Raw genomic sequence first — 13,393 nt, 5'->3', positions numbered from 1 at the left:
AATTAACGCACGCCCTTTTCATACGGTTCCCCGTCCGCCTTTGGCGCTGCGGACCGCCCTACAAATAAGACCAGTACCAAAATGGTCAGCAGATACGGCAGCATGGCAAGAATTTCAGACGGAACAGGCGCTTTGCCGCCGCCTAAAAATACCGTCAGCGCTTGTGCAAAACCAAACAAAAGGCAAGCCCCGTACGCGCCGTGCGGTGTCCACTTGCCAAAAATGACGGCTGCAAGCGCAATGAATCCCTGCCCGCTGATCGCCACCGGCGTAAACTGCGGGATCACCGCCAGCGTCATGGAAGCGCCGCCAAACCCAGCCAGAATACCGGAGAGGATCACGCAGATATATCTCGTTCCGCGCACATGAATTCCCATCGTATCCGCTGCCGCCGGATGCTCTCCGACTGCCCAGATGCGCAGGCCCCATTTGGTCTTGTAAAGAACAAACCACAAAATCAGCATAGCAACTAAAGCCAAGGGAACCGTCACATCTACATTGATATTCTGTGTTACACTATTAAACTGATTATCTCCTAATATTTTAGGTAACTTATGTGCAACCGGCTGCGTCATTGTTGCACCGTCAAAATACAATCGGCAAATAAACAGTGCCAGGCCGGGACCGATTAAATTCAATGCGATGCCGGAAATGGTCTGGTCTGCATGGAATGTGACAGAAGCCACCGCATGCAAAAGCGCCATACCGCCGCCCGCCGCGCCAGCAGCCAAGAGGCCAAGCCAGGGGTTTTGAGAATAGAAACCCACCGCCGCGCCGGCAAACGCGCCGATGGTCATCATTCCCTCAATTCCCAGGTTGATCACCCCGGCGCGCTCAGATATCACGCCGCCCAGGGCGCCAAAAATCAGTGGAGCAGAATACATCAGCGTAATGCCGATCAACAGAGAAAGATCATTCAGCATGACGAATCCCCCTCCTTTCCAGCCTGTCCGCCAACGCCGGTACAATTCTGGTCAGCGCCACAAAAAAGACAATGGTACCGATCATGATATTGATAACCTCCGTCGGCGCACCAACCTCCGCCTGAATTGACTGCCCACCGTAGAGCAGGCCGCCAAACAGAAGGCCGGCGAAGATACAGCCAATGGGGGAACTTCCCGCAATAAATGCGACCGATAACCCGTTGAAGCCGTTGTTTTCAAATGCGGCCAACGTGGATATGCGGTGCGGATTGGTCCCAGTGATCACCATGGCAGCCGCTAATCCGGAAAGCGCGCCCGCGATCAGCATGGCCTGAACCATGTTGCGTTTCACCGGGATACCGGAAAGCTCCGCCGCTGCATGGTTGGAACCGACCGCACGGAACTCAAAGCCCTTTACGGAACGATACAGCAAAAACCAGATCAGCAACGCTGCAACAACCGCCGCCAGGAATCCAAAATTGACGTCCGTTTTCAGTAAAATTTCTGAAAGCCATTTGTGCTGCCGCAAAAACGCAAGCCCTTCATCCGATAACTTCCAGTTGGGCAGCAGCATCGTATAGCTGCTCTGCTGAACCGGATAAGTCGCAGTGCTGTTCGGCTGGTGAAACGTTTTACTTTGCACCACAAAATTGGAAAGATACAGGGCAACCCAATTCAGCATAATGCTGGTCAGCACTTCATGGATGCCAAACCGGGCTTTGAGCAGCCCGATCAGACCGCCATAAAGCGCCCCCGCCGCCATACCGGACAGGATCACCAGCGGGACCTGCAAAATGGCGGGCAGATGCAGCAGGTACCCCACCAGCGTGGAGGCGATTGCCCCCACAATATACTGCCCCTCAGCCCCAATGTTAAAGAGGCCCGCCCGATAGGCAAACGCGACACTGACCGCCGTGAGTGTGATCGGCGCAGCTTTGATCATCACATTTGAAAGATACTTTGGCTTTGAAAAGACACCGTTGAACAGCGCGCCAAAAGCTTCCGCCGGATTGTATCCGGCAGCCAGCAGAACTACTGAAGCTACAAGAAAACCAAATAGAATGGCAATGACGGTAGAGGTGATGGGCTTTCTCAATAGTTTAACCGTTTTCTGCATACCGCTTCCCTCCCGCCATCAACAGACCAATCGTCTTTTCGTCGGCTTCCTCCTGCTGAAATTCTCCGACGATTTGTCCGTTATAAAGCACGGCGATTCGGTCGGAGACGTGCAGCACCTCATCCAGTTCCAAAGAGATCAAAAGGATTGCCCTGCCCCTGTCACGTTCCCGCACCAGGGCGCGGTGCACATATTCGATCGCTCCCACATCCAGGCCGCGCGTCGGCTGTACGGCAATCAATACATCCGGTTCATTGGCAACCTCCCGCGCGATGATCACCTTTTGCTGGTTACCCCCGGAAAGCCCCCGCACAGGCTGCTGCGCGCAATCCTCCGGGCGGACATCATATTCCTGTATTAATTCGTTTGCAAAAGAGAGAATCCTACCGCGGTCCAGCACGCCGTGTTTTTGGAATGGTTTTTCCCGGTATTTCTCCAATACTGCATTTTCCGCCACCGTAAAATTCAACACCAGGCCGCGCCGCTGGCGGTCTTCATGAATGGTGGAAATTTTGTGGTCAACCACGTTCCGCGGCGTCGTATTCTGCACCTCTGCACCGTTTATCCGGATCATCCCGCTTTTGCATCTGGCCAGGCAGGTAATTGCCTCCACCAGCTCCTTTTGTCCGTTTCCGTCCACGCCGGCGATACCGACAATTTCTCCCTTGCGGACCTGCAAAGAAAGTTCCGTTACCGCATCCACGCCGCGGCTCCCGGCAACGGTGACGCGGTCCAGTTCAAGCGCGGTATGCCCCGGCTGGGCCGGCGTTTTTTCCACCGCAAGCCGGACAGAGCGCCCCACCATTTTACTCGCAAGCTCCTCTTCACTTACATCCTGCACAGAAACGGTGCCGATCCCCTTGCCCCTGCGAATCACCGTACAGAAATCTGAGCTCGCCTTGATCTCCTTCAACTTATGCGTAATGATAATAATCGTTTTTCCATCCGCAACCAGGTTATGCATGATCCGAATCAGCTCATCGATTTCCTGCGGCGTCAGAACGGCGGTTGGCTCATCCAGGATCAGCAGGTCCGCGCCGCGGTACAAGGCCTTTAAAATCTCCACACGCTGCTGCATCCCGACGGAAATATCTTCTATCTTAGCGTCCGGATCAACCTGCAAACCATACTTTTCCACAATTCGCCGGACATGCTCGCGGGCCTTTTTCATATCCAGAATTCCGCCCGCACGAACAGGCTCTTTTCCCAGAATAATATTCTGCGTCACTGTAAAATTGTCCACCAGCATAAAATGCTGATGCACCATGCCGATCCCATGCGATATCGCAATATTGGGGTTTTTGATTGCAGCCAATTCCCCATTTAAGTATATTTCGCCCTCGTCGGCTTGATACAAACCGTACAGGATATTCATCAGCGTGCTTTTCCCCGCGCCGTTTTCACCCAGGAGGGAATGAATGGTTCCCTTTTCAACGTCCAGATTCACTCCGTCCAGCGCATAAAAGCTGCCGAACCGCTTGGTGATCCCGTGCATCTGCACCGCATATTCTTTTTTAATCTCCATCTTCCGCCCTCCCACGCAATGCACTGTTGCAGAAAACGGTCCTAAATCACAATGGACGTTTTACGCAAAATATTGACAGGATAAGAGTTGTTTCCCTCCCCTGCCAAAGGCGTGGGAGGGAAACAATCAAAGACAGCCGAATTTTGCGTATTCTGTCCATTGTGAAACAGCTTTCGCCCGCCGCCACAACGCTTTATCCGGTTCGCAGGCCCGGCTTATCCGATGAACTGCGTATATTCCTCCGCATTGGCAGGTGGAATGACATCGCCGCTTTTAATCAATTCTTCTACTTTAAGCGCGTCCTGGTACGTCTTTTCTCCCATCAGCGTGTAGTCCTCCGGGATCCCGACCGCACCCTCTGTGAGCCCGTACGTGTAGGTTTTGCCGCTGGTTTTCTCGCCGCTGATTATCTCTTTGGAAACCGACTCTACCGCGACGTTCACCAGTTTAACAGCGGACGTCAGAACATTCTTGGGCGCAAGATATGCCTGGTCACGGTCTACGCCGATTGCCAACTTGTTGGCATCCTTTGCCGCTTCAATTACGCCGACTCCAACGCCGCCCGCCGCATGGAACACAATATCGCAGCCGTCGGAGAACATTTTGGACGCAATGGCTTTGCCTTTGGACGCATCGGTAAAGCTTTCTGCATACTGCACATCGACGGTGACGGTCTTATTCAACTCCATTGCCGCATAGGCGACGCCCGCCTGATAACCATATTGGAACTGGTCGACAATGTCGCTGGTCACGCCGCCTACAAAACCGACCCGATTGGTCTTTGTGGTCTTTGCCGCAATATAGCCGACAATAAAAGAAGGTTCCTGTGCGCGGAACATAACGCCTGTGATATTCTCGGGCATTGTTGCCTCGTCGTAGGCATTATCCACAATGGCATAGTGAATGTCCGGGTTCGCTATCGCCGCGACGGTGACGGCATCCGCCATGGCAAAGCCCACACCCCAGATCAGGTCCGCATTGTCGTCGGCCGCCTTATCCAGGTTGGTCGCGTAGTCCGCTTCCTGCTTGGATTCAATATAGCTTACCTTTGCACCCTGCTCCTGTTCCAGCTTTTGCAGGCCTTCCCACGCAGACTGATTAAAGGATTGGTCGTTTACGCCGCCGGCATCGGTCACCATACAAATTCTAAAACCGTTTGCCGGGCGGCTTTCCGGTTTGGATTCTCCCACTGAGCCGGAGGAAGTTTGGGAAGCACCTTCGCTGGAGGATTCCCCGGAGCCACAGGCTGTCATGGCGAATGCCATTGTCCCTGCAAGTAAAAAAGCAACGATCTTTTTCATGGAAACGATCTCCTAAACTTTATGATTTTTGCCCATCCCCTGCAAACCAGCAGAAAAAGGCGGTATATCACATTCGTTCCCATGACGCGGCCCGATTATTCAGAGATAGACAGTGCGATTTCCATCATATCGCGGAAACTGGTCTGCCGTTCTTCGGCGGAAAGCGATTCTCCCGTAAATGGGCAGTCAGAAATTGTCAACAGGCAGAGCGCCTTTTTACCCGCGCGCGCCGCGTTCATGTAGAGCGCGGCGGATTCCATCTCCACCGCCAGTACGCCCATCTTTTTCCAAGCCGCCAAGGCGTTGACATCGTCGTCATAAAATGTGTCTGAGGACAGCACATTGCCGACAACTGTGTGAATTCCGTGCTCTCTGGCATACTGTACAGCCTTTTGCGCAAGATCGAAGTCAGCAATCGGCGCAAATGGGCCCGGCAAATGATACTGCGCGGCATAATTGGAATTGGTGCAGGCGCCAATTCCAACTACGATGTCGCGGACTTTTACGCCGTCCGCTATCCCTCCCGCGGAGCCGATGCGGATAATATTTTCCACATTGTAAAAATGATACAGCTCATAGGAATAGATGCCAATGGAAGGCATGCCCATACCGCTCCCCATGACGGAAACACGTTTCCCCTGATACTCGCCCGTATAACCGAGCATGTTACGCACCGTATTGAAGCATACCGGATGTTCCAAATAGGTTTCCGCAATAAATTTTGCACGGAGCGGGTCGCCGGGCATCAGAACGGTTTTCGCAAGGTCGCCTGGTTTCGCCGCATTGTGCGGCGTTGGTGTTGTAGCCATATGCAAGCTCCTGTTCTTTCCACAGTTTGGCACTGCTTTATTTTTTGAGAATATCTTTCAGCCGGGAAATCCCGGTAATCTCCTGCTTCACATTAAAATAGTCCAGAATCGTTGCGCCGATGTCCGCAAATGACGGCAGCGTACCCAGATTCGCCCCTTTTCTGACGCCAGGACCTGCAATCAGCCAGGGGGTATATTCGCGGGAATGGTCTGTGGAAAGCGTGCTGGGATCGCAGCCATGGTCTGCTGTAAACATCAGCAGATCCTCTTCCCGCAGGTTTTCCAGCAAACCGGGAACCGCCTGGTCTACCTCTGTCAAACCTTTCGCATAGCCCTCCACATCGTTGCGGTGTCCGTACAGCATGTCAAAGTCCACCAGATTGACAAAACAAAGACCATGAAAATCCTTTTTTGTCCATTCCAGCGTTTGAGCAAGCCCTTCGCTGTTGCCGCTGGTCCGTGTAAATTGGGTGATTCCCCGCCCTGCAAAGATATCGTTGATTTTCCCTACAGCGATCACGTCCAGCCCGGCATTGGAAAGCTGGTCCAGCATGGTCACGCCGGGCGGCAGTAAAGAAAAATCGTGCCGGTTAGAAGTGCGGGTAAAATCCGGATAGGTTCCTGTAAAGGGCCGCGCAATCACCCTGCCAACGCTATGCTCCCCGGTAAGCAGCTCCCGCGCGATCTCGCAGTATTGGTACAGTTCCTCCACGGGAACAACGCTTTCATGCGCGGCAATTTGGAACACACTGTCAGCCGAGGTGTAAACAATCAGAGCGCCTGTTTCCACATGTTCTTTTCCATACTCCTTGATGACCTCCGTGCCGGAATACGGTTTGTTGCAGATCACACGCCTGCCCGTACGGCTGCTGAATTTCTCCAGCAAAGAGGCCGGGAAACCCTCCGGGTAGGTGGGCAGAGGTTTGGGTGAATCAATGCCCGCAATTTCCCAGTGCCCGATTGTAGTATCCTTTCCCTTGGAGCGCTCAGTCATGCGGGCAAACGCCCCTTTGGGATGCTCCGCCCCGGGGCGGCAGGTCACGCCGTCTATGTTAAACAGGCCCAGTGCCTGCATATTCGGCATGGAAAAATATTCGCTTGATGCCGCGGCAGCCAGCGTATTGCTGCCTTGGTCGCCATACTGTGCGGCGTCCGGCATTTCTCCGATTCCAACGCTGTCCAACACAATTAAAAAAACGCGTTTCAACGGATCCCTCCTGTCTGAACGGACTTGATACATTTTATAACCGTTCCTGTTTTTATTATAGTATATCCACTGTGCTTTTTCCATCACATGAAACGGGTAAACAGCATAAGAATTTCAGCTCTCGCCTATTTAGCACTCGCTTTGACCAAGTGCTAAAATTAATATTTTATTCTTATTTTTATAACGTTTTTGTCACACTCCTTCTATATACTAAAAATTACAAAAGGCAAGAAAGACAACATAAGAAAGAAGGTGGTTGCGCTTGAAAAGCCTTTCTTGCAATATACCACAAGCTTATTCAATTATACGAACAAGCAATTGAAATGGAGGTAGCTATGATGTTTGACCTGATTCCTTTTGAACACAGAAACAACAACCTGTTTAATTATTTTGACCAGATGTCCCGCAATTTCTTTGGCGAAGCAGAAAAAGAATTCGCCCCCTGCAATACCGATATTATTGACCAGGGCAATCAGTACTTGCTGAAAGCAGATTTGCCGGGCTTCAGCAAAGAGGATGTTCATATTGATATTGACGGAGACCGCCTTACCATTTCCGCGGAGCATACGGAAGAAACCAAAAATGAGGATAAAAACTTTATCCGCCGAGAGCGCCGGTACGGCTCCATGAGCCGCAGTTTTGACATTTCCTCCATTGACGCAGGCAGCATTCAGGCGGAATATAAAAACGGCGTTTTGGAGCTTATTCTGCCCAAGAAGCAGGAGGCTGTTCCGGCAAGCCGCCGCATTGAAATCAAATAATTGATCCTGCTCCTATATTTTTCAGTCGAGCCGGGCCCAATTCTTTGGGTCCGGCTTTTTTACATTGCGACATCTTTTTCTTTCCTGTAGAAATCTATAGTAAAATAGTATATAATAAGATCGATTACAATACAACGGAGGTTCGCTATGCTGAACATTGGGTGCCATCTTTCCTCTGCCAAGGGATACTTGAACATGGGAAAAACCGCCCTTTCTATTGGGGCCAACACCTTTCAATATTTTACGAGAAACCCACGCGGCAGCCGCGCCAAAGCGGTAAACCCCGCAGATATCGCGGCGCTTGTCTCTTTTGCCCAAGAACATCAATTTGCCACGTTGTTGGCACATGCGCCGTATACGCTTAACGCGTGCGCAGCCGACGAGGGCTTGCGGGAATTTGCCAGAAACGCCATGCAGGAAGACCTCGCCACCATGGACTTGCTTCCCGGCAATTTATATAATTTTCATCCCGGCAACCACGTAAAGCAAGGATCTGAAAAAGGCATTGAACGAATTGCAGAGACGTTAAACCAAATTTTGCGGCCGGATCAGAAAACGACGGTCCTGTTGGAAACGATGTCCGGCAAGGGCACCGAGGTGGGACGCTCCTTCGAAGAGCTGCGCGCCATACTGGACCGCGTGACACTTTCTGATCTGATGGGGGTCTGCATCGATACCTGTCATATCTTTGATGCCGGTTACGATATTGTCAACGATCTGGACGGTGTGCTGAAACAATTTGATCAGGTGATTGGCCTGGACCGGCTAAAGGTGATTCACTTGAACGACAGTCAAAATCCCATCGGCAGCCATAAGGATCGCCATGCGCGCATTGGCGAGGGATATATTGGACTGGATGCTCTTGTGCGCATAATCAATCATCCCCTGCTCTGCCACCTGCCGTTTATTTTGGAAACGCCAAACGAGACGGAAGGCCATGCAAAAGAAATTGAGCTGCTTCGCGGTTTGTACCTGGGGTAAATCGATACAAACGCGTCTTTGGAGCACTCATTTTTGACGAAGCGACAGAGCCTGCTGGATACAGGATTTCACGGAAAGGGGAAATTTGTTATTATGTTCGACTTTGCCTGTGCGGCTTTTCCATGGGTAGCGCTTGGCACTGGAGTCGCCTGCGTCTTAGCTTACTTTACCCACCGAAAAAGAAATTAAGATGCTGGATTTTTTATTCAATGGCCAGCCGGAGAACATGCTCTTTATGATCCTTAAACAATGTGAAAAAGATACCACAACCAAAAACAGGTTGGTATTTCTCCCAAAAAATACGCCACAGCCAACAAAAACGGTTCAACAGAGGCGTTCCTCTGCTGAACCGTTTTTTATTCGCCAATGATTTTAATTAACGCGTGTTTGTCGCGCTTGCCGTCGAACTCAAAATAAAAAATCTGTTCCCAGGTTCCAAAATCCAGCCTGCCTTCGGTAACTGCCACCACCACCTCACGGCCCATGACCGTACGCTTCAGATGCGCGTCCGCATTATCCTCAAAGCCATTGTGGCGGTATTGGCTGTAGGGCTTTTCCGGCGCCAGTTTTTCCAGCCATACCTCATAGTCGTGATGCAGTCCGGACTCGTCGTCGTTGATAAAAACGCTCGCCGTGATGTTCATGGCATTGACCAGAATCAGTCCCTCTTTGATCCCGCTTTCCCGCAGGGCTTCTTCCACCTGCGGTGTGATGTTGACCAACCCTCTGCGGGAAGGAACATGGAACCACAGCTCTTTTCGGTAAGATTTCATTTGCAGCGTTCCTTTCCTGAACCGTTTTTTTCATCTTACCACGGCTGAAGCACTTATGCAAGCTCCATAATTATGCGTTCTTCCAACGACTCAGTGTGGGAAAATACAGCATCATTTCTTTTTTTGCCGCTTCTCTGTCTGCATACATGCCGGATTCCATGCCAATATTCAAGCAAAAATCGACCATCTGCTCCATGGTGCAGTCCGCAGTAAACGCACCATCTTTGTAGCAATAGCAGCAGTACTCCCCATTTTTGCTGCCGTCCGCGTTGGTGCCATAGTGCTCCGCTTCTGTCATCGGCATGCCGCAGCTCTGGCATAAATCCGCCAGCGCCACATAGATCGCAATTTCCGCGTTGTGGCAGTCCGCGCAGGGCAGGTACTCTTCAAAGTCACAGGTAAAGCTGCGTGCGAGCGGTGTATTCCAGACTTCCATCCAAAAGGCCCCTGTATCCTTTTCCGCATCGCCGTGGAAGGTAAACTTCGCATATTTTCCCGCCGGAACCACCACACTTTTATACGCGCCGGAAACCTCCTGTACGCCATCCGTTTCACAGCAGACGACCGCATCGTAGACATTCGTATTGTCCTTTTGGTAGTTGGTATACAAACCGTAAACCGCCTCTCCCTTTCGGTTGGGGATTTTCTCTAAATCGCCCCCAAAAAAGCGCTGCCAAAGGCCGCCGATCTTCTCCATCATTTCCGGCTCTTCATTATCAGTGCGCACCCAAATGCCCGTCAATGTTTTCTCCTGCAGTGTTACGACTTCATAATTCATTATAATTTCCTCTCTTTTCCCGGGAAACCTACTGGCGTTCCCGCTTTCTGTCTGTAGTATAGTCCACATAACTGGACAACAGGATGTCATATAGAAAAAGAGTTAAAACTTTTGTTCTGTTTGATATTGGCCGATGATGCGCCTGGCTTGCTCCTGCAAAAGTTTTTGCAGGTAGGACGGTGAAAGTACCTTCACATGCGCTCCAAAGGACAACAGATAACTGCAAATCCAGTCGTTCTCCGGATATTGAACCGTCACATAAAAGCTCCCATCCTCCCTTTTCTGTATCTGGTCCGGCGCAAATTCGTCAAACAGGCGAAACGCCACCTTGGGAGAAAACACCAGCTCCACTTGGACCAAACTGCCGCACGCCGTTTCCTGCATTTCCAAATCCGGAACGGGCATGCCCCTTGGTTCAATGGGTTGCTCCAGCACCCGCACATCCTGCATGCGGCTGATTTTAAACGTGCGGAACGCCTGCTTGGACAGGCAAAATGCCTGCAAATACCAGCTATCGTTTTTAAACCGCAGCTTGACCGGCTCCGCTTTCCGTTTGCTTTTCTCTCCGGCCCCGTTATAATAGACAAACTCGATTGCACGGCTTTCCAAAATCGCGGTTTTCAAAGAGACGAATTTCTGCCTCTCCCATTCGCCGCCGCCCCAACGGGAAAAGTCCACATCGATCCAGTCCACGCTGCTTCGACGGAACAGGCCGCTGAGGCGGGTAAGCGTCTGCTGGCTCTGTACGGCATTTGTGGCCTGCAGGCTTTGCAGCGCAAACAGGATTTCATTTTGCTCCGATTCAGACAGCAGCGATTTATTCAGCACAAAATTCGGCAGAAGCTGAATGCCGCCGCCGCGTCCCTTGCTTGCATAGATCGGGATGCCCGCGCCGGACAACGTATCGATATCCCGATAGATCGTCCGTGTGGAAACCTCAAAATGTTCCGCGAGCTTTGCCGCCGTGATAGAGCCGCGCTCCATCAGCAAATAGACGATTTCAAACAGGCGATGTATCTGCATAAAAATATTTCCCTTCTCTTTTTCTCCTGCTATAAGTATAACAGAAAAAACAGACAACTTCTGTCATATTAAAAAAATGCTTGACTCTGACGTTACGTCATCGATTATGCTGAGTGCAGCAAAGGAGTGGATCAGATGAAACAAACCGTCAAGGAAATTTCCCGGCTCTGCGGCGTCAGTGTGCGCACACTGCATTATTACGATGAAATAGGGCTCCTGCATCCGGCGGAGACCACCGAAGCCGGCTACCGTCTATATGGACCGGAAGAAATTGCCCGCCTGCAACAGATCCTGTTTTTCCGGGAACTGGACTTTCCCTTGCAGGAAATCCAATCTATTTTGGACTGTCCCTCCTTTGACGCAAACCAGGCGCTGGCCCGTCACCGTTCCCTGCTCCACATGAAAAAGGAACGTTTAGAAGGACTGATTGGCCTGATCGACAGTATTTTGAAAGGAGAAAAAGATATGAGCTTAAAAGAATTTGACAACAACGCGATCGAAGCGGCACAAAAGGAATACGCGCAGGAGGCAAAGGAACGCTGGGGAAATACGGAAGCCTATCAGGAAAGCCAGCGCAAAACCGCAGCTTATACCAAGAAGGATTGGGATCGGGTACAACAGGAAATGGAATCGCTTTTCCGGGCATTTGCCGCCAATATGGACCAGTCTCCCGACAGCCCCGCCGTACAGGAAACCGTTGCGGCTTACCAGTCGTACCTTTCCCGCAATTTTTATGCGTGCGACAACGAAACGCTGATGGGGCTGGGTGAAATGTATCTCGCGGACACCCGGTTCCAGCAGAACATTGACCGATACGGCGATAGCCTGACTCAATTTATTGCAGAAGCCATCCGTGTTTACTGCTCCCGTTGAAAAGAGTTCCATACAGTAAAATGAGGTTCGGTTACAACGCAATTCTGCATAAATATTTGGCAGTATAAGAGCGATCCCCCCGCCTTCGGCGGGGGGATCGCTCTTTTAGCTGATTTCTCATGCATTCTATCAATTATGACAGGCCTACTTTCTGTCAATTCAAGCCTTTTTGCTTTTATCCCCTGATCTGCAGGAGTTTCTGTTTCAGCTCGCCTTCCAGACGTCCGATTTCCACTTCCGCCTCGCGGCGCTTCTGGCGGCCTTCCTCCTGGATGCGAACCACCTCGTCCAATGTGGAAATCAGGCTTTCATTGGTAGCGCGCAGAGTCTCAATATCGACAATACCGCGCTCCGATTCCTTCGCCGTCTCTACCGTCGCCATTTTCAGCGTGGAGGCATTCTTGCGCAACAGCTCGTTCGTCATATCGGTGACCTGACGCTGCGCCTGCGCCGCCTGCTGAGAATGCGCGATCCCCAAAGCCAACGCCATCTGGCTCTTCCAGAGCGGAATGGTGTTGACCAGCGTGGATTGAATTTTATCCGACATCTGCGTGTCGTTGTTCTGCACCAAGCGGATTTCCGGCGCCATCTGGATGGAGATCATCCGCGTCAGTTCCAGGTCGTGCAGCTTTTTGTCAAACCGGTTGCAGAGGGAAGCAAGATCGTTCGCCGCCTGCGCATCCTCCGGAAGCCCGGACTGCTGCGCCTTTGCCACCAGCGCGGGAAGCTCTTCTCCCTGTACCTGCGCCAGCTTTTTTTTGCCCGCCAGAATGTACATGGACAATTCTTTAAAATAGACCTTGTTCATTTCGTACATCTTATCCAGCATGGCGACATCCTTGAGCAACTGGACCTGGTGCCCCTCCAAAACATGGCAGATTTTTTCCACGTTGACTTCGGCGCGGTCATACTTGGCTTTCATTGCATTGATCTTATTGGCACTGCGTTTAAAGAAGCCAAAGACGCCCTTTTCTTCCTCTTCCACGTCAAAGCTTTTGAGCTCGGAGACAACGCTGGAAAGCATTTCGCCCACCTCGCCCAAATCCTTGGTGCGCACCTTGTTCAACGCGGTTTCGGAGAAGTCGGCCATCTTTTTCTGTGCACCCGCGCCAAACTGTAAAATCATACTGGTGTTGTGCAGGTCGATCTGCGATGCAAAGCTATCCACCATCTGGCGCTCTTCCGGGGTCAGCATACTGTCGTCAAACACGGGCGCAGGCTCCTTTTCCGGGGCCTTCTGCAGCACAGACGGGGTTTCCTCCTTGAAGGGCTCAAAAGTCAATGTAGGGGTTTCCTGCAGCATATCATCCATGGTGTTATCC

13 protein-coding genes are annotated in these 13,393 nt (G+C 51.4%); 3 read left to right on the top strand and 10 right to left on the bottom strand.

Annotation, left to right across the window (positions count from 1 at the left end):
• Positions 1-2: 2 nt before the first annotated feature.
• The 6 genes from BN2106_RS05790 to BN2106_RS05765 form a co-directional block, all read right to left on the bottom strand.
• Positions 3-923: an ABC transporter permease gene (locus BN2106_RS05790; protein WP_050697651.1), complete on the bottom strand. Its 921-nt coding sequence runs from the start codon at positions 921-923 to the stop codon at positions 3-5.
• A complete protein-coding gene (locus BN2106_RS05785; RefSeq protein ID WP_050697650.1) occupies positions 913-2,040 on the bottom strand; it encodes an ABC transporter permease in 1,128 nt (375 codons plus the stop codon). Before BN2106_RS05785 ends, BN2106_RS05790 begins: the two co-directional genes overlap by 11 nt.
• Complete coding sequence (locus tag BN2106_RS05780; protein ID WP_050697649.1) at positions 2,024-3,565, bottom strand: ABC transporter ATP-binding protein; 1,542 nt, start codon at positions 3,563-3,565, stop codon at positions 2,024-2,026. Before BN2106_RS05780 ends, BN2106_RS05785 begins: the two co-directional genes overlap by 17 nt.
• Positions 3,566-3,780: 215 nt before the next feature.
• On the bottom strand, positions 3,781-4,866 hold the full coding sequence (locus tag BN2106_RS05775) for a BMP family ABC transporter substrate-binding protein (RefSeq protein ID WP_050697648.1): 1,086 nt from the start codon (positions 4,864-4,866) through the stop codon (positions 3,781-3,783).
• A gap of 95 nt (positions 4,867-4,961) precedes the next feature.
• Entirely contained in the window at positions 4,962-5,675 is a 714-nt protein-coding gene (gene deoD, locus BN2106_RS05770; protein WP_050697647.1) for a purine-nucleoside phosphorylase, read from the bottom strand.
• A gap of 37 nt (positions 5,676-5,712) precedes the next feature.
• Complete coding sequence (locus BN2106_RS05765) at positions 5,713-6,915, bottom strand: phosphopentomutase (RefSeq protein ID WP_456236312.1); 1,203 nt, start codon at positions 6,913-6,915, stop codon at positions 5,713-5,715.
• A 302-nt stretch (positions 6,916-7,217) separates the two neighbouring features.
• Between BN2106_RS05765 and BN2106_RS05760 the strand changes: the two genes are divergently transcribed.
• Both BN2106_RS05760 and BN2106_RS05755 read left to right on the top strand, forming a co-directional pair.
• Positions 7,218-7,643, top strand: a complete 426-nt coding sequence (locus BN2106_RS05760) for an Hsp20/alpha crystallin family protein (protein ID WP_242846257.1) — start codon at positions 7,218-7,220, stop codon at positions 7,641-7,643.
• A 147-nt stretch (positions 7,644-7,790) separates the two neighbouring features.
• Positions 7,791-8,624: a deoxyribonuclease IV gene (locus BN2106_RS05755; protein WP_050697644.1), complete on the top strand. Its 834-nt coding sequence runs from the start codon at positions 7,791-7,793 to the stop codon at positions 8,622-8,624.
• Positions 8,625-8,980: 356 nt separating this feature from the next.
• Here BN2106_RS05755 and BN2106_RS05745 read toward each other — a convergent pair whose 3' ends face one another.
• From BN2106_RS05745 to BN2106_RS05735, 3 genes are all read right to left on the bottom strand, one after another.
• Positions 8,981-9,397, bottom strand: coding sequence for a secondary thiamine-phosphate synthase enzyme YjbQ (locus tag BN2106_RS05745; protein WP_050697642.1), 417 nt, complete (start codon positions 9,395-9,397; stop codon positions 8,981-8,983).
• 70 nt (positions 9,398-9,467) lie between these two features.
• Positions 9,468-10,175: a zinc ribbon domain-containing protein gene (locus BN2106_RS16925; RefSeq protein ID WP_050697641.1), complete on the bottom strand. Its 708-nt coding sequence runs from the start codon at positions 10,173-10,175 to the stop codon at positions 9,468-9,470.
• 102 nt (positions 10,176-10,277) lie between these two features.
• Positions 10,278-11,198, bottom strand: a complete 921-nt coding sequence (locus BN2106_RS05735) for a helix-turn-helix transcriptional regulator (RefSeq protein ID WP_050697640.1) — start codon at positions 11,196-11,198, stop codon at positions 10,278-10,280.
• A gap of 135 nt (positions 11,199-11,333) precedes the next feature.
• Between BN2106_RS05735 and BN2106_RS05730 the strand changes: the two genes are divergently transcribed.
• Positions 11,334-12,071, top strand: coding sequence for a MerR family transcriptional regulator (locus tag BN2106_RS05730; RefSeq protein ID WP_050697639.1), 738 nt, complete (start codon positions 11,334-11,336; stop codon positions 12,069-12,071).
• Between the two features lie 175 nt (positions 12,072-12,246).
• On the opposite strand, the gene BN2106_RS05725 is transcribed toward BN2106_RS05730, so the two are convergent.
• Positions 12,247-13,383 (bottom strand): toxic anion resistance protein, encoded by a 1,137-nt coding sequence (locus BN2106_RS05725; protein WP_050697638.1) that lies wholly within the window; start codon positions 13,381-13,383, stop codon positions 12,247-12,249.
• Positions 13,384-13,393: the final 10 nt, after the last annotated feature.

The organism is Anaeromassilibacillus senegalensis (assembly GCF_001261775.1).
Lineage (GTDB): Bacteria > Bacillota > Clostridia > Oscillospirales > Acutalibacteraceae > Anaeromassilibacillus > Anaeromassilibacillus senegalensis.
This window is presented reverse-complemented; position numbering and strand designations above follow the sequence as displayed.